Source organism: Streptomyces sp. FIT100, assembly GCF_024584805.1.
In the GTDB taxonomy this organism is placed as follows: domain Bacteria; phylum Actinomycetota; class Actinomycetes; order Streptomycetales; family Streptomycetaceae; genus Streptomyces.
Map to the genome: position 1 here is coordinate 1973633 of NZ_CP075715.1, position 20850 is coordinate 1994482.

Consider the following 20850-nt stretch of genomic DNA (forward strand, 5'->3'; position numbering starts at 1 on the left):
CGGCAGAACCTCCGCACGGTGCAGGGTGGGGCTCTGCACCGAGGCGGAGCCCCCGCGGCCGCTACGCCAGGTGGGCCCTGACCTCGGAGGCCGCGTCGTCGCCGTACGCCTTCGTGAAGCGCTCCATGAAGTGGGCGCGGCGCAGCGTGTACTCCTGGGTGCCCAGGGTCTCGATGACCAGGGTCGCCAGCATGCAGCCGACCTGCGCCGCACGCTCCAGGCCCACGCCCCAGGACAGGCCGGAGAGGAAGCCCGCGCGGAAGGCGTCGCCGACGCCGGTCGGGTCGACCTTGGAGTCCTCCTCGGGGCAGCCGACCTCGATACCCGGCTCGCCTGCGCGCTCGATGCGCACACCGCGGGAGCCGAGCGTGGTGACGCGGTGGCCGACGCGGGAGAGGATCTCCTCGTCCGTGAAGCCGGTCTTGGACTCGATGAGCCCCTTCTCGTACTCGTTGGAGAAGAGGTAGGTCGCCCCGTCCAGCAGTATCCGGATCTCGTCCCCGCTCATGCGCGCGATCTGCTGCGAGAAGTCCGCCGCGAACGGGATCCCCCGCGAACGGCACTCCTCGGTGTGGCGCAGCATCGCCTCGGGGTCGTCGGCGCCGATCAGCACCAGGTCGAGACCGCCGATCCGGTCCGCGACCGACTTCAGCTCGATCTGGCGGGCCTCGCTCATCGCGCCCGTGTAGAAGGAGCCGATCTGGTTGTGGTCGGCGTCGGTGGTGCAGACGAAGCGCGCGGTGTGGAGCACCTCGGAGATCCGGACGGACGCGGTGTCCACCCCGTGCCGGTCCAGCCAGGCCCGGTACTCGTCGAAGTCGGAGCCGGCCGCGCCGACCAGGATCGGGGCGGTGCCGAGCTGCCCCATGCCGAAGCAGATGTTGGCGCCGACGCCGCCCCTGCGCACGTCGAGGTTGTCGACCAGGAAGGAGAGGGAGACCGTGTGCAGCTGGTCCGCGACCAGCTGGTCGGAGAAGCGGCCGGGGAAGGTCATGAGGTGGTCGGTGGCGATGGAGCCGGTGACTGCGATGCGCACGGCGAGCTGCTCCTGGTCCTGGGGGAGGCGGCGAGCGTTGACAGTTAACGCTACCGGTTTTCGTGCGCCATCTCGTAGGGCGAGAAACTACCCGATAGTAGGGCTTTTTCCGCCACTCAGCCGTGCGTACGGTGCCCCTATGCCGAACCACAGATTCCCGCGTGACCTGCGGGAGACCGAGACCGACACCAGCCTCGCCCAGTTGTGCGGGGACAGCGCACGCATGGCCCCGCACTGGGCGGTGCCGCCGGTCGCCGTGGCCACGCCGGTGCCGCCGTCCTCGATCCACGGCGTGGTGGTGTCCCGCGCCTCGGCGCGGCTGGTCGGCTCGATGCCCGAGTACGGCGACTGACTCCCACGGGAAACGGGAACCGCGCGCTCCCCCGGCCCGTCACAGGGGTGTCCCCCGTCACGGGTCCCCAAGGAGCGATGCGGTGAACAGCACGGAGCGGCCCCCCACGACCACGGCCGACGACGGACCGCGCAGGCGGCGTTCCCGGCTGGCCGTCGCCTCGGTGGCCGCGGCGGTCCTGCTCGCCGGGGGCGGTGGTGCGTACTGGGCCACGTCCGCCTCCGACGGCGACAGCGGTACGGCGCCGGGTGCCGGGCGCACCGCCCCTCCCCCGCTGGCCCTGGACGGCGCCGCCGAGACCGGCCCGCCCCCCGGGATCGCGCCGGGCGAGCCCGACCCGGCCGGTGTGCGGTACCGGACCGCGGTCGAGCTGCCGGACGGCCCGGAGTCGGCCCCCGTGTACCGGGCGGGCGGCACGGTCGCCGCGGCCGACGTCACCCGGCTGGCCGCGGCCCTGGGGGTGCCGGGCACCCCGCGCGCCGTCGGCGACGTCTGGAAGATCGGCGCCGACAAGGACTCCGGGGGCCCGATGCTCCAGGTGAACCGGGCGGCCCCGGGCACCTGGACGTTCGCCCGGTTCGGCCCGACACCGAAGGGCGACGACTGCACCAGGGTGAAGCCCTGCCCTGGCGGCGGGGTGCCGCCCACCGACACGAGCGGCGAGTCCGTCCACCCTCCGGTGGGCGAGGAGGCCGCGAAGAAGGCCGCCGCTCCCGTGCTCGCGGCGGTGGGTCAGGGCGACGCCCGGCTCGACGCGACGCAGACGCTGGACGCACTCCGGGTCGTGAACGCGGATCCGCTGGTCGGCGGGTTGCCGACGTACGGCTGGACGACCGGGATCACCGTCGGGGCGGACGGCCAGGTGGTCGGCGGCAGCGGTCAGCTGGCGAAGCCGGTGAAGGGCGCGGAGTATCCGGTGACCGGCGCGAAGGAGACCCTGGAGCGGCTCAACGGCGAGCAGCTCGCCAAGCCCTCGATCGGCGGCTGCGCGACGCCCGTCCCGGCTGATGAACCGGCCGCGCCGTGCGAGCCGAAGCGCGGCCCGGCCCCGACGGTGACGGTCAGCGGGGCGGTCTTCGGGCTCGCGGTGCACTCGGAGGCGGGCCGGCCCGCGCTCGTACCGTCCTGGCTCTTCGAGGTCGCCCCGGAGGGTGGCGCCCGGCCGTACACGATCACGCACCCGGCCGTGGCGCCCGAGTTCCTCAAGCCGGCGGCCACGTCACCGCCGAAGCCGACGCCGCAGCCGTCGGGGCTGCCGGAGACGACCGACCGCCAGGTCGAGTCGTACGCCGTGTCGGCCGACGGCCGGACGCTGACCCTGCGCTTCTGGGGCGGGGTGTGCAGCGACTACGCGGGTGCCGCGGAGGAGAGCGCCGGCGAGGTGCGGGTACGGATCGTCGAGACGCGGCAGGATCCGGACCGGGTCTGCATCATGATCGCGAAGGAGCTCACCGAGAAGGTCGTCCTGGACCGCCCGCTGGGCGACCGGAAGGTCCTCGACGCGGTGAGCAGCCAGGCGGTCCCGCGCCGCTAGGTCGTGTCTGACAAATGGCGCCGTCCGCCCGCAGGGCGGGGTGCGCGGCGTCCGGTGCGTGCCATCGCAAGGCGGAGGATCATCCTCGTACTGGACGTACTCGGATGACTCCGACAACGCAGCGTGGGGGCACCTCCCGTGCCCGAAGGGCTACGGGGGTGGGGGCACCTCCCAGGCGCGAGCTCTGGGGGAGCGTGCCGGACGCCGCGCGCCAGGCGGGATTTGTCAGACACGGCCTAGTGCGGTGACCGGAAAGGTTCGCCGGCACACCGGTACGAGCGGCGATCCTCCGCCTGGCGATGCACCGCACCGGACGCCGTGAGCGACTCGGCGGACCTTCGGTCACAGCGCCAGGGGAGCGTCTTCGCAGCAGCGCCGTCCGCCCGAAAGCGGTCCGGCCGAAGGGCTACGTCGCAGGGCGTGCGGGACGCCGCCGGGCATGGCCCGGGGCCTGCCCTGCCGAACAGCGCCGTCCGCCCGCGGGGCGGGGCACGCCGTGTCCGGTGCGTGGCTCGCGCCCGGACGCCCGGACGCGCGGAAGGGCGGCGGCCCCGGTGGTCCGGTGGCCGCCGCCCTTCCGGCGTACGGATGACGGCTCAGCTGAAGGAGTCGCCGCAGGCGCAGGAGCCCGTCGCGTTCGGGTTGTCGATCGTGAAGCCCTGCTTCTCGATCGTGTCCACGAAGTCGATCGAGGCGCCGCCCAGGTACGGGGCGCTCATACGGTCGGTGACGACCTTGACGCCGCCGAAGTCCTTGACGACATCGCCGTCGAGCGAGCGCTCGTCGAAGAACAGCTGGTAGCGCAGGCCTGAGCAGCCGCCGGGCTGAACGGCGACGCGCAGCGCCAGGTCCTCTCGGCCTTCCTGGTCCAGCAGGGCCTTGACCTTGGCCGCGGCGGCGTCGGACAGGAGGATGCCGTCGTTCGCGGTGGTGGTCTCGTCCGATACGGACATCTGCTTCTCTCCCGGGTTGTACGGAGACTGCTTGCCGACGGTTCAACCGGCGGGGTCCCCGATTCATTCCGGGCGAGCCCCAGTCTTTCCCCTTCATGCTCGCACACGCGATCCCGTCAAGGCACCAGCCCGTGAACAGCCGCGGTCGGGAATTGCGTCACATCGACGCTATCGCCATCGTCAAAGTGACGTGAAGCGGTTATGATAGATAGCGTCAAAGAGACGAAAAGTGCTCTGTGAGATGAAGAGAAAGGGTGTGTGACGTGACCACCGCCCAACCCCTGGATGTCGAGCCGACGCCGCTCGCCCTGCTGCTGCTCGGCCGCGAGGCAGACCCGAAGAGCGAGCGCGGTGTCGAGTGCCCCGGAGACCTCCCCTCCCCGTCCGACCCGGACCTGGTGGCGCGCGCCCGCACGGCGAAGGAGAAGCTCGGCAGCAAGGTCTTCGTGCTGGGCCACCACTACCAGCGCGACGAGGTCATCCAGTTCGCGGACGTCACCGGCGACTCCTTCAAGCTCGCCAAGGACGCGGCGGCGCGTCCCGAGGCCGAGTACATCGTCTTCTGCGGCGTGCACTTCATGGCCGAGTCGGCGGACATCCTGACCTCCGACGACCAGAAGGTCGTGCTGCCGGACCTCGCGGCCGGCTGCTCCATGGCCGACATGGCCACCGCCGAGCAGGTCGCCGAGTGCTGGGACGTCCTCGCGGACGCGGGCATCACGGACGTCACCGTCCCCGTCTCGTACATGAACTCCTCCGCCGACATCAAGGCGTTCACCGGCAAGCACGGCGGCACGATCTGTACGTCGTCGAACGCCAAGCGCGCGCTGGACTGGGCCTTCGAGCAGGGTGAGAAGGTCCTCTTCCTGCCGGACCAGCACCTGGGGCGGAACACCGCGGTCCGCGAGATGGGCATGACCCTGGACGACTGCGTCGTCTACAACCCGCACAAGCCGAACGGCGGGCTCACCGCCGAGCAGCTGCGCGCGGCGAAGATGATCCTGTGGCGGGGCCACTGCTCCGTGCACGGCCGCTTCTCGCTGGACTCGGTGAACGACGTGCGCGAGCGCATCCCCGGTGTGAACGTGCTGGTGCACCCGGAGTGCAAGCACGAGGTCGTCGCCGCGGCGGACCACGTGGGCTCGACGGAGCACATCATCAAGACCCTGGAGGCGGCTCCGGCCGGCTCGAAGTGGGCGATCGGCACCGAGCTGAACCTGGTGAAGCGGCTGGCGGACCGCTTCGCCCCCGAGGGCAAGGAAGTCGTCTTCCTCGACCGGACGGTCTGCTTCTGCTCGACGATGAACCGCATCGACCTGCCGCATCTGGTGTGGGCGCTCGAATCCCTCGCGGAGGGGAACCTGGTGAACCGGATCCAGGTCGACCGCGAGACGGAGAGCTTCGCCAAGCTCGCCCTCGAGCGCATGCTGGCCCTCCCCTGACGGGGACCGCGCCCCGTTCCCCTCGACGCCCCCGGCCACTCGTGGCCGGGGGCGTCGGCCGTTGACGGCGACCGTCCGCCGGAAGGGCGGCCGGGAACGGCAGCCGCCCGGCACCGGGTGGACCGGTACCGGGCGGCTCGCCGAAGGCGCTACGCGCTTACGCGTTGACCGGCTGCGGGTCGGTGTCCTCCGTGGACTCCGAGGACTCCGGGGCCGACGGGGCCGACGGGGCCGACGGGGCCGACGGGGCCGACGGGGCCGAGGACCCCGACTTCCGTGCCCGCTTGGCCTCGCGCTTCGCGCGGCGGCGCTCCTTGCGGAGCTCCACCATCGCGTACAGCGTCGGCACCAGCAGCAGCGTCAGCAGCGTCGACGTCACCAGACCGCCGATCACGACCACGGCCAGCGGCTGGGCGATGAAGCCGCCCTCACCCGTGACGCCGAGCGCCATCGGCAGCAGCGCGAAGATCGTCGCGAGCGCCGTCATCAGGATGGGACGGAGCCGGTGCCTGCCGCCCTCGACGACCGCCTCGACCACGCCCAGGCCCTGTGCCCGGTACTGGTTGATGAGGTCGATCAGCACGATCGCGTTCGTGACCACGATGCCGATGAGCATCAGCATGCCGATCATCGCCGGGACACCCATCGGCGTGCCGGTCAGGACCAGCAGACCGATCGCGCCCGTCGCCGCGAACGGGATGGAGACCAGCAGGATCAGCGGCTGCACCAGCGAGCGGAACGTGGCGACCAGCAGCATGAAGACGATCGCGATCGCCGCCAGCATGGCCAGGGCCAGCGAGCCGAACGCCTCCTCCTGGTCCTGTCCGACGCCGCCGATGGCGGCGCTCGCCCCCTCCGGCAGGTCCAGCGCGTTGATCTTCGTCTGGAGCTCCGCGCTCACCGCTCCAGTGTTGTCGCTGGTCGGCTTCGCCGAGATCGTCGCGGCGCGCGCGCCGTCGATCCGGGTCATCGAGACCGGGCCGGGGACCAGCTTCACCTCGGCGATGTCACCGAGCTTGACCGGACCGAGCGGCAGCTTCTTCAGCTCGGCCATCGTCGTCGCCGGCTTGGCCGAGGTGATGACGACATCGCGCTCGGAGTCGTCGAGGATCGCCTTGGCCGCCGGCGTGCCGCGCACGGCCTGGGCCACCGCGGCGCCCAGAGACGCGTCGTTGAAGCCGGCGTCGGCCGCCTTCGCGTTGGCCTTGACGGAGATCCGCGGCACGGACTGCGACAGGTCGCTCTGGACGTCGGTGACGTCGTCGAGCTTCGCGACCTCGTCCCGGACCTGCTCGGACGCCTTGGCCAGGGTGTCCGCGTCGGCGGCCTTCACCACGACGCTGAGGTCCTGGCTGCCGAAGCCGTCGCCCGCCGCGATCGTCGTGTCGCCGATGCCGTCGAGCTTGCCCAGCTCCTCGTCGATGTGGGCGCGGGTCTTCTCGTACGACGCCGAGTCCTTCAGCGTCAGCTGGTACGACGCCTGGTTGGCGCCGGTGCCGCCGCCGAAGGCCGCCATGAAGCCGGAGGAGCCGACGGTGACCTGGTAGTCCTTGATCTCGTCGATCCCCGCGAGGACCTGCTCGATCTTCTTCGCGGAGGCGTCGGCCGCCTCCAGGCTGGTGCCCGGCTTCAGCTCCTGCTTGATCGACATGACCTCCTGCTCGCCCTGGTCGAAGAAGTTCGTCTTCAGGAGCGGGGCCATGCCGAAGGTGCCGAGGAGGACGCCGATCGCGAGGACGACGCTGGTGAGGCGGCGGCGGGTCGCGAAGCGCAGCACCGGGACGTACATCCGCTGGAGCGGGCTGCGCGCCTCCTTCTCCTCCGCCTTGCGGCGCGCCTCGTCCGGGTCGATGCCCCGCACGGCCTTCGGCGCGCGCAGGAACCAGTACGACAGGACCGGGACGACCGTCAGCGACACGAGCAGCGAGGCCAGCAGCGCCGCGGTGACCGTCAGCGAGAACGAGCCGAACAGCTCGCCGACCATGCCGCCGACCAGACCGATCGGCAGGAAGACGGCGACCGTGGTCAGCGTGGACGAGGTGACGGCGCCCGCCACCTCGCGTACGGCGGTGAGGATCGCGGCCTCGCGCTCCTCGCCGTAGCCGAGGTGGCGCTTGATGTTCTCCAGGACCACGATCGAGTCGTCGACGACCCGGCCGATGGCGATGGTGAGCGCGCCCAGGGTCAGCATGTTGAGCGACAGGTCACGGGTCCACAGCACGATCAGGGCGAGGACGACGGAGAGCGGAATGGAGACCGCCGTGACGAGCGTCGAGCGGATCGAGGCCAGGAAGACCAGGATGATCACGACGGCGAAGAGCAGACCGAGCGCGCCCTCGGTCGTCAGACCGGAGATCGACTTGGAGACGGCCGGGCCCTGGTCGGAGACGACGGAGAGCTCGGCGCCGGAGCCCAGGTCCTTGCGGAGGTCGGGCAGCTTCTCCTTGACCGCGTCGGAGATGGCGACGGCGCTGCCGTCCTTGTCCATCGTGGCCATGACGGCGAGGCTGGGCTTGCCGTTGGTACGGGTGATGGAGACGCGCTGCGACTCCTCCTGCTTCACCGTGGCGACGTCGCCGAGGCGGACCGCCTTGGCGGGCTTGCCACCGGCCGCGGACGCGGGCGCGATGCGCAGGTCCTCGATCTGCTTCAGCGAGGTGAAGCCGCCGCCGACCTGGACGGTGCGGCTGCTGCCCGACTCGGAGAAGGAGCCGGCGGGGACGGTCGCGCCGCCCGCCCTGAGCGCCTCGGCGAGGGCCATGGTGTTCAGCCCGGCCTTGGCGAGCTTCTTGTCGTCCGGGGTGACGGAGACCTGGAGGTCCTGGACGCCGTCGACGGTGACCTGACCGACGCCCTCGATGTCCTCGAGGGCCGGGACGACGGTGCGCTCCAGCTGGTCGGCGAGCGCCTGCTGGTCCTTGTCGGAGCTGACGGCGAGGACGACGGTCGGGATGTCGTCGGTGGAACCGGCGATGACCTGCGGGTCCACGTCGTCGGGGAGCTGGACTCGGGCGCGGTTCACGGCCTGCTGGACGTCGGCGACGAGCTGCTTGGTGCCCTCGTCCCCGTAGTCGAACGTGGCCATGATCACGGCGTTGCCCTCGCTCGCCGTGGAGGTGATGCCCGTGATGCCGTCGACGGCCTTGATGGTGTTCTCGAGCGGTTCGACGACCTGCTTCTCGACCACATCGGGGGACGCACCCTGGTAGGGGGCCAGCACCGACACCATCGGCAGTTCGATGGAGGGCAGCAGTTGCTGCTTGAGCTGCGGGATGGCGATCGCTCCGAAGAGGATCGCGACGATCGACATCAGCCCGATCAGGGCCCGTTGCGCGAGGCTGAATCTGGACAGCCAGGACATGGGGTCTCTCTTCTGTGGCTTACGCAGGAGGCGGGCAGGGTCAGGTGCCCGCTTTATACGATCAGCCATCCGCAAGGGTGAATCCGTAGGCCCGAGGTCCGAATCCTTATCCGGGACATACTCCGCCTGGAGTACGGCCGGGTGGAGACTCACTCCACCCTTGGGCGTACCAGGCCCGATTCGTACGCAATGACCACCAATTGCGCACGGTCCCGGGCGCCGAGTTTGGCCATCGCCCGGTTGACATGGGTCTTGACAGTGAGCGGGCTGACCTCCAGCCGCTCGGCGATCTCGTCGTTGGAGTGGCCGCCGGCGACGAGGACGAGCACCTCGCGCTCGCGGCCGGTCAGGGCGGAGAGCCGGTCCGAGTACGCCCCCTCGTCCCCCTCGCCGGCGCCGATCCCGTCCGAATTCCCGCCCTGCGCAAGGAACTTCGCGATCAGCCCCTTGGTCGCGACGGGCGACAGCAGCGCCTCGCCGGCCGCGGCGATACGGATGGCACTGAGCAGTTCGTCCGGCTCCGCGCCCTTGCCGAGAAAGCCGGAGGCCCCGGCGCGCAGTGACTGGACGACGTACTCGTCCACCTCGAAGGTCGTCAGCATCACCACCCGTACGGCGGAGAGCGCCGGGTCCGCGCTGATCATGCGGGTGGCGGCAAGGCCGTCCGTACCGGGCATCCGGATGTCCATCAGGACGACGTCGGCCCGCTCCGAGCGGGCGAGGGCGACGGCCTGCGCACCGTCGGCCGCCTCCCCGACGACCTCCATGTCGGGCTCGGAGTCCACGAGCACCTTGAAGGCACTGCGGAGCAGCGCCTGGTCGTCGGCGAGCAGCACCCTGATCGTCATGCGTCCTCGTCCTCGTCGGGGCGGGTCTTGAGCGGCAGTATCGCCTGCACCCGGAAGCCCCCGCCGTACCGGGGCCCGGCGCTGAGGGTGCCGCCGAGCGCCGAGACGCGTTCGCGCATGCCGAGCAGGCCGTGGCCGCCGCTGTCCGTGTCGGGCACGGCCGCGGGCACCCCGTTGTCCAGGACCGTGACCTCCATGGTGCGCCCCACCCGTACGACGCTCACCTCTGCCTTGGCGTCCGGCCCCGCGTGCTTCTGCACATTGGTCAGCGACTCCTGGATGATCCGGTACGCGGCGAGGTCGACGGCGGCGGGCCGCTCGGAGTCCCGGTCGGTGCGGGCCAGCTCGACCGGCAGGCCGGCGTGGCGGAAGGTGTCGAGCAGCTCGTCGAGCCCGGCGAGGCCGGGGGCCGGCTCGGTCGGGGCCTCCGGGTCGCCGGACTGGCGGAGCAGACCGACGGTCGCACGCAGCTCGTTCAGCGCCGACCGGCTCGCCGCGCGGACGTGCGAGAGCGCCTCCTTGGCCTGGTCGGGGCGCTTGTCCATGACGTGCGCCGCGACCCCCGCCTGGACGTTGACCAGGGCGATGTGGTGCGCCACCACGTCATGGAGGTCGCGGGCGATCCGCAGCCGCTCCTCGGCGACGCGGCGCCGGGCCTCCTCGTCCCGGGTGCGCTCGGCGCGCTCGGCACGCTCCCGTATGGCGTCGATGAAGGCGCGCCGGCTGCGCACGGCGTCGCCCGCCGCGGCCGCCATGCCGGTCCACGCGAAGATGCCCAGGTTCTCCTGGCTGTACCAGGGGGCCGAGCCGAAGAGCATCGCCGTGCCGGTGAGCACGGTCATGGTGAGCAGGCCGACCCGCCAGGTGGTCGGCCGGTCGGTGCGCGAGGCGACCGTGTACAGGGCGATCACCGCGGACATCGCGACCGGCGCGGGCGGGTCGCCCGTCACGTACCCCACGACGGACAGCGCGCCGGTGGCGGCGAGGACGGGCACGGGGCGGCGCCGCCGGAAGACCAGGACCCCGGCGGCGAGCAGCATGAGCAGGACGCTGCCCGCGTCCGGCGTCCGCGTGAAGAAGGCGGGCCGTCCGTGGGGGCCGTTCGGGTCGGCGAAGGAGGCGGTGACCATGCACACGAGCACGGCGAACGCGAGCGCGGCGTCGAGCGCGAGCGGGTGCTCACGCAGCCAGCGCCACGGGTGCGTGAACCGGTCGAGGCCGGCCGGAGGAGCGGTCACGACAAGCAACGGTACGGGGTCCCGGCCACACCAGGGGTCCGCCTGTGGACAGCCGGGAGCCGCACCCCGGAACCTGTAGGGCCTCCGGCCGGTGCCCTCGAATCGCTGGAGGGGCCGGGATGCCCCGGCCCCTCCAGCGGTCGACGTGTGCTCAGCCCGGGATGAGGCCGTCGTCGCTGAGCATGTCGCGGACCTCGTCCAGCGTCGCCTCCGGCGACGGAAGGATCAGCTCCGAGGGCTCCAGCGAGTCGTCCGGCATCATCGCCCCGCAGTGCCGCACGGCATCGAGCAGGGCGCACAGCGTGCGGCGGAAGCCGTCCTTGTCACCCGACTCCATCTCGGCGAGCAGCTCGTCGTCCAGCCTGTTCAGCTCGACGAAGTGGCTGTCGTCCACCCTCCACTGGCCCTCCCCCATGATCCGTACGATCATGACGCGCCGTCCTTTGCGCTCGCCGGGCTACTGCTTGTCGAACCTGTGCTGGCCCTGGCCCTGCGCCTGGTCCTGCGCCGCGCCGTTGCCGCCCTCGATCGCCTGCTGCTGCGCCCCGCTGCCTCCCGCCAGCTCGGCCTTCATGCGCTGGAGCTCCAGCTCGACGTCCGTGCCGCCGGAGATCCGGTCCAGCTCGGCGGCGATGTCGTCCTTCGCCATGCCGGTCGGGTCGTCCAGGGCGCCGGAGGCCAGCAGCTCGTCGATCGCGCCCGCACGCGCCTGGAGCTGCGCGGTCTTGTCCTCGGCGCGCTGGATCGCCAGGCCGACGTCGCCCATCTCCTCGGAGATGCCGGAGAACGCCTCGCCGATCCGCGTCTGCGCCTGGGCGGCCGTGTACGTGGCCTTGATCGTCTCCTTCTTCGTACGGAAGGCGTCGACCTTGGCCTGGAGCCGCTGGGCGGCGAGCGTGAGCTTCTCCTCCTCGCCCTGCAACGTCTGGTGCTGCGTCTCCAGGTCGGTGACCTGCTGCTGGAGCGCGGCACGGCGGGACAGCGCCTCGCGCGCCAGGTCCTCGCGGCCGAGCGCCAGCGCCTTGCGGCCCTGGTCCTCCAGCTTCGTGGACTGGCCCTGGAGCTGGTTCAGCTGCAGCTCCAGGCGCTTGCGCGACGTGGCCACGTCGGCGACGCCGCGGCGTACCTTCTGGAGCAGCTCCAGCTGCTTCTGGTACGAGTAATCGAGGGTCTCGCGCGGATCCTCGGCCCGGTCAAGGGCCTTGTTTGCCTTCGCGCGGAAGATCATCCCCATACGCTTCATGACACCGCTCATGGGCTTCGCGCGCCCCCTTCTGACGGACTCAGCTCCAGCTACTCCAGGACCCACAGTAGAGGCCCTGCATCCATTACCGCACTGTTCGAGCGCGGATGCGCTCCTCCCCAAGAACGAGCTGCTGACGGCTCCGCTCCAGCCCAGGGAGTAGGTGACCGTCGGGGAAACCGGACACCGCACTCCGCCGCCGTCTGTTACGCGCCCGTTCTGCGTCGGTTCCCGGTCGGTTCTGTCGCCGTTTCTGCGGACATCTGCCCCGTACGACGCTCGCCGCTGCCGGATCGTTCCCCCGGGAGCCGGGATCCATTCCCGCCCGTCTCCGACCAGCGCCCCCCGACAAAGAGGGACCTCCGGCCCCGCACCTCCTCGTCACCCCGTACCCTTGGGCTTTGTGTTCCGTAGCCGTTCCAAGGATGAGAAGGCCCCCACCGACAAGGTGACGGCGGACCTCTCCAAGCATCCCCGCGACCCCGAGGCCCCCAAGGGCCGCCCGACTCCGAAGCGGAGTGAGGCCCAGACGCAGCGCCGCCGTGCGCAGTCGTCGGCGCCCACCGACCGCAAGGACGCCATGCGCCGCCAGCGCGAGGCGCGCCGTGCCGACCTGGCCAAGCAGCGCGAGGCCCTGGCCGGCGGCGACGAGCGCTACCTCCCGGCCCGCGACAAGGGTCCGGTGCGCCGCTTCGTGCGCGACTTCGTCGACTCGCGCTTCTGCATCGCGGAGTTCTTCCTGCCGCTCGCCGTGGTGATCCTGGTGCTCTCCATGATCCGCGTGCCCCAGCTGCAGAACATCGCGCTGCTGCTGTGGCTCGGCGTCATCGTGATGATCGTGATCGACTCGATCGGCATCTGGATCCGCCTGAAGAAGCAGCTCAACGAGCGCTTCCCGAACGAGCAGAAGCGCGGCGCCGTGGCCTACGGCCTCATGCGTACGCTCCAGATGCGCCGACTGCGGCTGCCGAAGCCCCGGGTCAAGCGCGGAGAGCGGCCCTGAGCGCGGACGTCGTCGCCGGTTTCGGCGGTGGCGCGCCGGCCTGGCTGAAGGGCCTGGGGGGACTGCGCAACACCGTCCGGCAGGAGCTCGTGGCACGCCAGCTCGACGAGCAGATAGCCGGCCGCTTCCCCGTGGGGCAGCGGCTGCGTGTCCTCGACGTCGGCATGGGCCAGGGCACCCAAGCGCTGCGCCTGGCGCGGGCCGGGCACACCGTGACGGGCCTGGAGTCCGACCCGGAGATGCTGAAGGCGGCCCGTGAGGCGCTGACGGCCGAGCCCGCAGGCATCCGGGAGCGGTTCCGCACGATCGAGGGGGACGGCCGCGACACCGGGGTGCACTTCCTGCCCGGCTCGTTCGACGTGGTGCTGTGCCACGGGGTGCTGATGTACGTCGAGGACCCTGACGCGATGCTGGCCGGCCTGGCCCGGATGCTGGCACCCGGCGGTCTGCTCTCGCTGCTCGTACGGAACGCGGACGCGCTCGCCATGCGGCCCGGCCTCGCCGGAGACTGGCCCGCGGCGCTGACGGCCTTCGACACGGACGCGTACACGAACCGGCTCGGACTGCCCGTGCGCGCCGACCGGCTGACGGATCTGACAGCGACCCTCTCGGGCATCGCGGCGCCGCTGCACGCCTGGTACGGCGTGCGGGTCTTCACGGACAACGTGCCGAACGAGGCGGAGCTGCCGGCCGCGGACGCGCTGGAGCGGCTGCTCGCGGCGGAGGACCGCGCGGGCCGCGCGGATCCGTACCGCGCGGTGGCGGCGCTGCTGCATCTCTGCGGAGTGCGGGGCTAGGCGCGGGGGCGGGGCTCGGCCCCGTCGTCCCGGGCTCGCGGAGCCCTGGGAGAGCGGCAGATGTACGCGGATCCGCGCGTGCCGGGGCCGGTGGGGCGGGCCGGCGGCAGATGCCGGCCCACCCCCGGGGGATGTGCTCAGACCTCTTCCGCGTGCAGGCTCATCGGCCCGTAGATCTTGCTGCCGTCCTCGAAGAGGTGCACCTGGTCCGCGCCGCCCTCCAGCAGGTCCTTCCAGACCTCGCCGATCCAGGACTCGGCGTCGCCCTGAGTGCTGAACTCCTCCGGCTCCACGGCCGGCTGGACCTCCGTCCCGTCGGACTTCTCGAACCGCCACGTCCACGCCATGTGCGCCTCCCCGGTGTCGGGTCCCACCAGCTGATCGGTTTGCTGCTGCCCGCAGCGTAGCCGGGCGCGCACCGGCAGCGGCGACGCGGGAGGATCGTTCCTGTGGAAGTGACTCTGCTCGGCACCGGGGCCCCCAGCGGGCTCCCCCGCCCCGACTGCCCCTGTGCCGTCTGCGCCGCCGCCCGCGGACCGCAGGCGCGCGCCGCGACCGCGCTGCTGGTGGACGGGGCGCTGCTGCTCGATCTGACGCCCGGGGCCGCGCTTGCCGCCGCACGTGCGGGGCGCTCACTCGTCGGCGTACGGCAGGTGCTGCTGACGCATCCGCACAACGGGCCCGCGATGGAGCTGCCCGCGGGACTGCCGACGGCGGGGCGGGTGCCGGACGGACAGGAGTTGACGCTGATCAGCGGGCACCGGGTGCGGGCGGTGTCGATGGACTCGCCGGGTACGGGGTACGAGGTGGCGTCGCCGGACGGCGAACGGCTGCTGTACCTGCCGCCCGGCGGCGCGCCGGCGGGGATGGCGGAGGGCGGGGCGCCGCCGTACGACATGGTCGTCGCCGATGTCGTCGGGCGGCCGGACGGGCTCGCCCGGCTGCGGGCCGCGGGGGCGGTCGGCCCGACGACGGATGTCGTCGCGGTCCACATCGACCACGAGGTCCCGCCCGGCGCGGAGCTGGAGCGGCGGCTCGCGGCGGCGGGGGCGCGGACGGTGCCGGACGGCACGACGCTCTACGTGGGCGAGTACCACGCGGTCCCCGACGTGCCGCGCCGCACGCTGATCACCGGAGGGGCCCGGTCGGGCAAGTCGCTGGAGGCCGAGCGCCGGCTGGAGTCGTTCCCCGACGTGCTGTACGTGGCGACCAGCGGCACCCGGGCCGACGACCCGGAGTGGGCGGCGCGGGTCCAGGCCCACCGCGAGCGCAGGCCGGGCTCGTGGCGGACGGTCGAGACGTGCGATCTCGTCCCGCTGCTGGGGCAGGAAGGGCCACCGGTCCTGATCGACTGCCTGGCGCTGTGGCTGACGGACACGATGGACCAGGTGGGCGCGTGGGAGGACGAGCAGTGGGAGTCCACGGGCCGCGGGGCGCTGCACCGCCGCACCGCCGACCTCGTCGCCGCGGTGCGGGCCACGCGCCGGACCGTGGTCGCGGTCACGAACGAGGTCGGGTCCGGGATCGTGCCCGCGACGGCTTCGGGGCGGCGCTTCCGTGACGAACTGGGGCGGCTGAACGCGGCGTTCGCGGGCGAGTGCGAGCACGTCCTGCTGGTCGTGGCGGGGCAGGCGCTGCCGCTGCGGTGAGGGACCCGGGGCGGGTCCGCCGCTCGCCGGGCCGGGTCGGCCCGGCGTCGGAGGCCGGTGTTCCGTGGGCCCTCCGGGCGCGGGCCTGACGTGCGGTGGGACCGCCGGGTGAGGCAGGGGCCGGGGCCGGTACTGTTCGGCGAATGAGCTCGCTGAATCTCGACGACTTCTCCGATCTGATCGAGCGCCCCGACAGTGGCGTGCGGCGCGATGCCGAGGAACGCCGCGAGCGCTTGGCCGTGCCGCCCGGCGCGCTCGGGCGGCTGGACGAGCTCGGGGAGTGGCTGTCGGCCGCCCAGGGCGCGGTGCCGGTGCGGCCGGTGGAGCAGCCGCGGGTGGTGCTGTTCGCCGGTGACCACGGCGTCGCCGAGCTGGGCGTGTCGGGCAGGCCCGCGGGGTCCGCGCACCAGCTGGTGCGGGCCGTGCTGGACGGCGCGAGCCCCCTCGCCGTGCTGGCCCGGCGGATGGACGTGCCCGTCCGGATCGTCGACGCGGGGCTGGACTGCGACCCGGAGCTGCTGCCGGCGGAGGTCGTACGCCACCGTGTGCGGCGCGGCAGCGGACGTATCGACGTCGAGGACGCCCTCACCGCCGAGGAGGCCGAGCAGGCCGTACGCCTCGGCATGGCGATCGCCGACGAGGAGGCGGACTCCGGCACCGATCTCGTCGTCCTCGGTGACCTGAGCGTCGGCGGCACCACGGCCGCCGCCGCCCTGATCGCCGCGCTGTGCGGGACGGACGCCTCGGTCGTGACCGGCCGTGGCGGCGTGGGCATCGACGATCTGGCGTGGATGCGCAAGTGCGCGGCGATCCGCGACGCGCTGCGCCGCGCCCGCCCCGTCCTGGGCGACCAGCTCCAGCTGCTCACGGTGGTCGGCGGCGCGGATCTCGCGGCGACGACGGGCTTCCTGCTCCAGGCCGCGGTGCGCAGGCTGCCGGTGATCCTGGACGGGGTCGTGTCGGCGGCCTGTGCGCTCGTCGCGCAGCGTGCCGCGTTCCGCGCGCCCGACTGGTGGCTGGCGGGCCAGGTGAGCGGTGAGCCGGCGCAGGCCAAGGCGCTGGACCGGATGGCGCTCAACCCGCTGCTGGACCACGGTGTCACGGTCGGCGAGGGCACCGGGGCGCTGCTCGCCCTCCCCCTCGTGCAGGCGTCCGCGGCGTTCGCGGCCGAACTGCCCGAGCTCCGGGCCGACGCCGAGCCCGAGCCCGACGCCGACGCGGTCGCCGGGGCCGAACCGGGCGCCGACGCCGAAACGGTCGCCGGGACCGATTCGGGCGCCGGGGCCGACACCGCCGGCGACTGACGCGACCGGGATCACCCGGCTCCCACTCAACTTCACGCCCCCCAGGCCGGTCTTCGAACGCGGCGTGCGCGTGCCGACGCGCCGTCGCACACCGACGATCCGGGGGAGCCGCGTTCATGCAGCCGGTGAATGGACGCGCGCGGACCTTCGCGCGCCGTGAGTGGGGGCCGCTGCTCGCGGACGTACGGGCGGCGCTCACGGCGCGGACGTGGCGGGCGGTCCCCGTGACGCTCGCCGCCGTCTGCCTCACCGGGCTCTTCCAGCTCGTCCAGAACCGGTCGTGGGGCTACGGACCGGTCCAGGCCATCGGCTCGGTACGCGCCGAGGACCCGCTCGGGCTCGCCCTCCTGCGCACACCGCTCTCCCTCTTCGTACCGGCGCTCGACCTGCCGGTGTGGGGCGCCCTCGCCCAGATCCTGATCGTGTTCGGGATCGCCGAGATCTGCCTGGGGCGGGCGCGGATGCTGCTGGTCGCGTACATGGCGACGCTGGCCGGCACGACGTACGCGCGGATCGGGGTCGCGCTCGGCCCTGACGGGCCGCTGGGTCTCCCGGCGGCGGACGCGCACATCGTGGACACCGGCCCGTCGGCGGCGGTCGTCGGCCTCGCGGTCGTCGTCTGCTGCCGCTACCGGGCGTGGCTGACGATGGGCCTGATGATCGCCGCGATGGTCGTCGAAGTGATCGTCAAGTGCAATCTCGCGGGCAAGGAGCATCTGGCGGCGATCGCCGCGGTGCTCCTCGTGTACGCGGCCGCGGCGGCGTACCGGACGGCGGCCGCTCAGTGGTGGTCGGCCCCGCCCGAGGGCAGCCGGTTCGGGGCGCCGCCGATCAGGTCCTCGACCTTGCGGCGCGGCCCGCTCCAGCGCTTGTCGTGGCGGAAGGCCCGCAGCATCGCCCGGGCGCGGGAGCGGGGGCGGGTGCGGTAGACGCGCTTGGCCCAGGGTGAACCGGGCCGGGCCAGCCGCAGGGCGCCGATGATCGCCACGAACGGGACGAGCATGCCGATGAGCGCCATGCGCAGCTTGCCCTTGAAGAGCGTGATCAGGACGAAGCCGAAGTTGACGGCGAGGAAGAGCAGAAGGACCCGGCGGTCGTCCCGCTCGTCCGCGGTCAGGTCGTTGACGCCCAGCGGCGCGAAGCCGCCGAGGGTCAGGAGCAGCAGGGCCGTGGTGAGCACGACGACCTCGACACTCTGACGGCCGGCCTCGGTCCAGTAGACGTCGTCGAGATGGAGGATGAGCGCGAACTCGTCGAGGACGAGTCCCGCGCCCACGCCGAAGATCACGGCGAAGGTGATGGTACCGGGCCCGCTGTTCTCGGCCGAGGCGATCGATCCGAAGCCGCCGATCACGATGAGGACGACTCCGGGCACCACATGGTGGATGTGCGTGCCTCCGGAACTGACGTTCCGGAAGGGGCCCTTGCCGGCCCGGATCAGCCGGGTGATCGTCCGGGTGACGAGGAAGGTCATGACGAACGAGGCCAGCGCGATGAGCAGCGGGAGCTTCCCGGGCTCCTCGATGTTGCGGTAGAACCAGTCACCCATGCCGCGCGCTCCCAGTTTGTCCGTAAAGCGCAATTTACCGTCGCGGCGCACCGACTACCCTGCGCGCAGTGAGCTCCTTCAAGACACCCGGTCCTGCGACCGGCATACGGTTCGCCTTCGGCACCCTCACCGTGCTGCCCGTACAGGTCACCCGCTGGGACCGCGACGCGGCGCGCGCCGGCATGCTGTGCGCGCCCCTCGCCGGTCTCGTCGTCGGCCTCTGCGCGGCGGCCGCCGGCGGAGCGCTGCTCCTCCTGGGCGCGGGCCCGCTGCTCGCCGCGCTGGCCTCCGCCGCCGTACCGGCCGTGCTCACGCGCGGGCTCCATCTCGACGGACTCGCCGACACGGCGGACGGACTGGGCAGCGGCAAGCCCGCCGAGGACGCGCTGCGGATCATGAAGCAGTCGGACATCGGCCCGTTCGGCGTCATCACCCTGGTCTTCGTGCTGCTCACCCAGGTCGCCGCCGCGTACGAGCTGTACGGGAGCGGCGGCTGGGCGCGGGGCGCCGTCGCCGTGGCGCTCGCGGCCGTCGTCGCCCGCCTCGCGCTCACCCTCGCCTCCCGCACCGGTGTCCCCGCGGCCCGCCCCGACGGCCTGGGCGCGACGGTGGCCTCCACCGTGTCCCCCGCCGCGGCGGCGACCGCCACGCTCCTGACGCTGGCGGCGTGCGCCGGCGCGGGCGCGCTCTTCGGGCCGTACGCGGCGGCGCGGCACGCACTCGCCGCCGTGGCGGCGCTCGTCGCCGCCCACCTGCTGCTGCGCCACTGCGTGCGGCGCTTCGGCGGGGTGACGGGCGATGTGTTCGGCGCGGTGGCGGAGACCGCGGCGACGACGGCGCTCGTCGCGCTCACCCTGGGCTGACAGCCGCGAGGGGACGACGCGGCCGGTCCCCGCCCGCGTACGGACGGGGACCGGCCCCGGGGGCCGCCTACCGCACCTGCGTCCCGTCGGACACCGGAGCCGGCGCGGGGGCGTAACCGGCGGCCCGGGTGGTGAACGTCCCACGGCCCTGTGTCCGGCTGCGCAGCCGGGACGCGTAGCCGAACAGCTCGGCCAGCGGCACGGTCGCCGTGACCACCGTGGTACCGGCGCGCGCGGTGGAGCCCGAGACCCGGCCGCGCCGCGCCGCCAGGTCGCCGAACACCCCGCCCACGGCGTCGTCGGGCACCGTGACGGTGACCTCGGCCACCGGCTCCAGGATCCGCATGGTGCTCGCACGCAGCGCCTCCCGGAGGGCGAACCGGCCCGCCGTGCGGAACGCGAGCTCCGAGGAGTCCTTCGGATGGGTCGCCCCGTCGGTCAGGACGACCCGCACTCCGGTCACCGGGTGGCCACCGAGGGGTCCCTCGGCGAGGGCGTCCCGGCAGCCCGCCTCCACCGCACGCACGTACTCCTGCGGCACCCGTCCGCCGACGACCGCCGACCGGAAGACGAGGTCCTCCGTACGGCCGTCGGCGGCGGTCTCCAGCGCCTCCACGTCGAGGACGACATGGGCGAACTGCCCGGCGCCGCCGTCCTGTTTAAAAGACGGCTCAGGTGTGCGTCACGGGGTCCGGTGGCGGCCGCGCAGCCGGCACCGGGGGCGCGGGGACATCAGGATCACGTCGTACCGCGACGGGGGAACGACGACGGCAGTGCGGTCACGCACGGTCGGGCTCCCCTCGGGTGTCGAAACGTGGCGCCGTCGAGTCGGTGCGGCGCACGAAGCGAGTGTAGGGAGCCGGTCCGGGGCCGGGCACCGGATTATTCGCCGCCCTGACAGCTCTCGCGCCAGACCCCCAGCTCGTACTTCTTCAGCAGCGAACTCAGCCCCAGCCGCCGCGACTCGGGGCAGAAGCGGTCCGCCGGGAGATCGTACTCGGCGTGGAAGACGGCCTTCCCCGCCGCGACGAACGGTGTCAGCCGCTCGCATTCGGCGTACTGGGCGCACTGTTCGTTGACCGCGAAGTCGAACTCCCCCACCAGCTCCGGGATCTGGTCCAGATCGTTCTTCAGGCCGGCCGCCATGCCCCGCTCATGGACCAGCCGGGCGATCAGGCGGTTGTAGCGGAGCTGGTCGGCGGCGGTGAGGGGGAAGCCGGTGTCGTTGGCGTAGCCGTCCATGTTGTCCGGCTCGACCGCGTCGAAGCCCTTGTCCCGGCACATGTCGATCCGCTCGGCCATCAGCGGCTCCAGGACGTCCGTACGGCGGATGTCGAGCCAGCGTTCGCCCTCCCAGCCGTTGCCCTTGCCGAGCACGGCCCGGGGAAAGGCGTCCGCGTCCGGGCGGAAGTCCTCCCAGGCGCCGGTGGAGAGATAGCAGATGACCTTGCGGCCGCGCCGGTGCAGGTCGGCGACCGCGGACTCCGGGTGCTCGAAGCCGTCGATGTCGTAGACCGGTGCGTCGACGCCCGGGTCGAGGCGGCCGCTCAGCTGCCACTGCCAGTCCAGCCCCGGCGCCGGCCGCCAGCGGGGGCGCGGCGGGGCCGGATCGTCCGGGGCGGCGGTGCAGCCCGCGAGCAGCAGCAGTGTCAGGACCAGCAACAGCCTCATCTGCGGG

The 20850-nt window shown here is 72.6% G+C and carries 18 protein-coding genes and 2 pseudogenes; 9 read left to right on the plus strand and 11 right to left on the minus strand.

Features of this window, described 5'->3' with window-relative positions; all coding sequences use genetic code 11:
- Positions 1 to 61: 61 nt before the first annotated feature.
- Positions 62 to 1036: a carbohydrate kinase family protein gene (locus tag KK483_RS08575; protein ID WP_262004609.1), complete on the minus strand. Its 975-nt coding sequence runs from the start codon at positions 1034 to 1036 to the stop codon at positions 62 to 64.
- Positions 1037 to 1175: 139 nt separating this feature from the next.
- On the opposite strand from KK483_RS08575, the gene KK483_RS08580 reads away from it, so the two are divergent.
- Positions 1176 to 1388 (plus strand): hypothetical protein, encoded by a 213-nt coding sequence (locus KK483_RS08580; RefSeq protein WP_262004610.1) that lies wholly within the window; start codon positions 1176 to 1178, stop codon positions 1386 to 1388.
- An 82-nt stretch (positions 1389 to 1470) separates the two neighbouring features.
- Positions 1471 to 2922, plus strand: a complete 1452-nt coding sequence (locus tag KK483_RS08585; RefSeq protein ID WP_262004611.1) for a hypothetical protein — start codon at positions 1471 to 1473, stop codon at positions 2920 to 2922.
- A 596-nt stretch (positions 2923 to 3518) separates the two neighbouring features.
- Here the strand turns inward: KK483_RS08585 and KK483_RS08590 are convergent.
- On the minus strand, positions 3519 to 3875 hold the full coding sequence (locus tag KK483_RS08590) for an iron-sulfur cluster assembly accessory protein (RefSeq protein ID WP_262004612.1): 357 nt from the start codon (positions 3873 to 3875) through the stop codon (positions 3519 to 3521).
- Between the two features lie 263 nt (positions 3876 to 4138).
- Here KK483_RS08590 and nadA point away from each other — a divergent pair, with 263 nt between their 5' ends.
- Positions 4139 to 5317 (plus strand): quinolinate synthase NadA, encoded by a 1179-nt coding sequence (gene nadA, locus KK483_RS08595; RefSeq protein WP_262004613.1) that lies wholly within the window; start codon positions 4139 to 4141, stop codon positions 5315 to 5317.
- A gap of 157 nt (positions 5318 to 5474) precedes the next feature.
- On the opposite strand, the gene KK483_RS08600 is transcribed toward nadA, so the two are convergent.
- The 5 genes from KK483_RS08600 to KK483_RS08620 all read right to left on the minus strand — a co-directional run bounded on the left by KK483_RS08600 (position 5475) and on the right by KK483_RS08620 (position 12007).
- Positions 5475 to 8678: an efflux RND transporter permease subunit gene (locus KK483_RS08600; protein WP_262004614.1), complete on the minus strand. Its 3204-nt coding sequence runs from the start codon at positions 8676 to 8678 to the stop codon at positions 5475 to 5477.
- Positions 8679 to 8827: 149 nt separating this feature from the next.
- A complete protein-coding gene (locus KK483_RS08605) occupies positions 8828 to 9526 on the minus strand; it encodes a response regulator transcription factor (RefSeq protein ID WP_262004615.1) in 699 nt (232 codons plus the stop codon).
- Positions 9523 to 10773: a sensor histidine kinase gene (locus KK483_RS08610; RefSeq protein ID WP_399013719.1), complete on the minus strand. Its 1251-nt coding sequence runs from the start codon at positions 10771 to 10773 to the stop codon at positions 9523 to 9525. The genes KK483_RS08605 and KK483_RS08610 overlap by 4 nt, the downstream gene beginning before the upstream one ends.
- A 142-nt stretch (positions 10774 to 10915) precedes the next feature.
- Complete coding sequence (locus tag KK483_RS08615) at positions 10916 to 11194, minus strand: PspA-associated protein PspAA (protein ID WP_262004617.1); 279 nt, start codon at positions 11192 to 11194, stop codon at positions 10916 to 10918.
- A 27-nt stretch (positions 11195 to 11221) separates the two neighbouring features.
- Positions 11222 to 12007 carry a PspA/IM30 family protein gene (locus KK483_RS08620; RefSeq protein WP_262004618.1) on the minus strand — a complete coding sequence of 262 codons (786 nt, stop codon included), beginning with the start codon at positions 12005 to 12007 and terminating at the stop codon, positions 11222 to 11224.
- A gap of 403 nt (positions 12008 to 12410) precedes the next feature.
- Here KK483_RS08620 and KK483_RS08625 point away from each other — a divergent pair, with 403 nt between their 5' ends.
- Together KK483_RS08625 and KK483_RS08630 are read left to right on the plus strand one after the other, a co-directional pair.
- Positions 12411 to 13010, plus strand: coding sequence for a DUF3043 domain-containing protein (locus KK483_RS08625; protein ID WP_262004619.1), 600 nt, complete (start codon positions 12411 to 12413; stop codon positions 13008 to 13010).
- 89 nt (positions 13011 to 13099) lie between these two features.
- Positions 13100 to 13807 carry a bifunctional 2-polyprenyl-6-hydroxyphenol methylase/3-demethylubiquinol 3-O-methyltransferase UbiG gene (locus tag KK483_RS08630; RefSeq protein WP_262004620.1) on the plus strand — a complete coding sequence of 236 codons (708 nt, stop codon included), beginning with the start codon at positions 13100 to 13102 and terminating at the stop codon, positions 13805 to 13807.
- A gap of 137 nt (positions 13808 to 13944) precedes the next feature.
- On the opposite strand, the gene KK483_RS08635 is transcribed toward KK483_RS08630, so the two are convergent.
- Positions 13945 to 14154: a hypothetical protein gene (locus KK483_RS08635; RefSeq protein WP_262004621.1), complete on the minus strand. Its 210-nt coding sequence runs from the start codon at positions 14152 to 14154 to the stop codon at positions 13945 to 13947.
- Positions 14155 to 14256: 102 nt separating this feature from the next.
- On the opposite strand from KK483_RS08635, the gene KK483_RS08640 reads away from it, so the two are divergent.
- The 3 genes and pseudogenes from KK483_RS08640 to KK483_RS08650 all read left to right on the plus strand — a co-directional run.
- Complete coding sequence (locus KK483_RS08640; RefSeq protein ID WP_262004622.1) at positions 14257 to 15456, plus strand: bifunctional adenosylcobinamide kinase/adenosylcobinamide-phosphate guanylyltransferase; 1200 nt, start codon at positions 14257 to 14259, stop codon at positions 15454 to 15456.
- Between the two features lie 143 nt (positions 15457 to 15599).
- Positions 15600 to 16760: a nicotinate-nucleotide--dimethylbenzimidazole phosphoribosyltransferase gene (gene cobT, locus KK483_RS08645; protein ID WP_262004623.1), complete on the plus strand. Its 1161-nt coding sequence runs from the start codon at positions 15600 to 15602 to the stop codon at positions 16758 to 16760.
- 116 nt (positions 16761 to 16876) lie between these two features.
- Positions 16877 to 17506 (plus strand): annotated as a pseudogene (locus tag KK483_RS08650) (hypothetical protein); the annotation flags it as partial.
- A gap of 35 nt (positions 17507 to 17541) precedes the next feature.
- Here KK483_RS08650 and KK483_RS35290 read toward each other — a convergent pair.
- Positions 17542 to 18309: a hypothetical protein gene (locus KK483_RS35290; protein WP_313878538.1), complete on the minus strand. Its 768-nt coding sequence runs from the start codon at positions 18307 to 18309 to the stop codon at positions 17542 to 17544.
- 59 nt (positions 18310 to 18368) lie between these two features.
- On the opposite strand from KK483_RS35290, the gene KK483_RS08655 reads away from it, so the two are divergent.
- Positions 18369 to 19172, plus strand: coding sequence for an adenosylcobinamide-GDP ribazoletransferase (locus tag KK483_RS08655; protein ID WP_399015997.1), 804 nt, complete (start codon positions 18369 to 18371; stop codon positions 19170 to 19172).
- 67 nt (positions 19173 to 19239) lie between these two features.
- On the opposite strand, the pseudogene fusA reads toward KK483_RS08655, so the two are convergent.
- Together fusA and KK483_RS08665 are read right to left on the minus strand one after the other, a co-directional pair.
- Positions 19240 to 19833 (minus strand): annotated as a pseudogene (gene fusA, locus KK483_RS08660) (elongation factor G); the annotation flags it as partial.
- A 221-nt stretch (positions 19834 to 20054) separates the two neighbouring features.
- Entirely contained in the window at positions 20055 to 20843 is a 789-nt protein-coding gene (locus KK483_RS08665; RefSeq protein WP_262004626.1) for an endo alpha-1,4 polygalactosaminidase, read from the minus strand.
- Positions 20844 to 20850 lie beyond the last annotated feature (7 nt).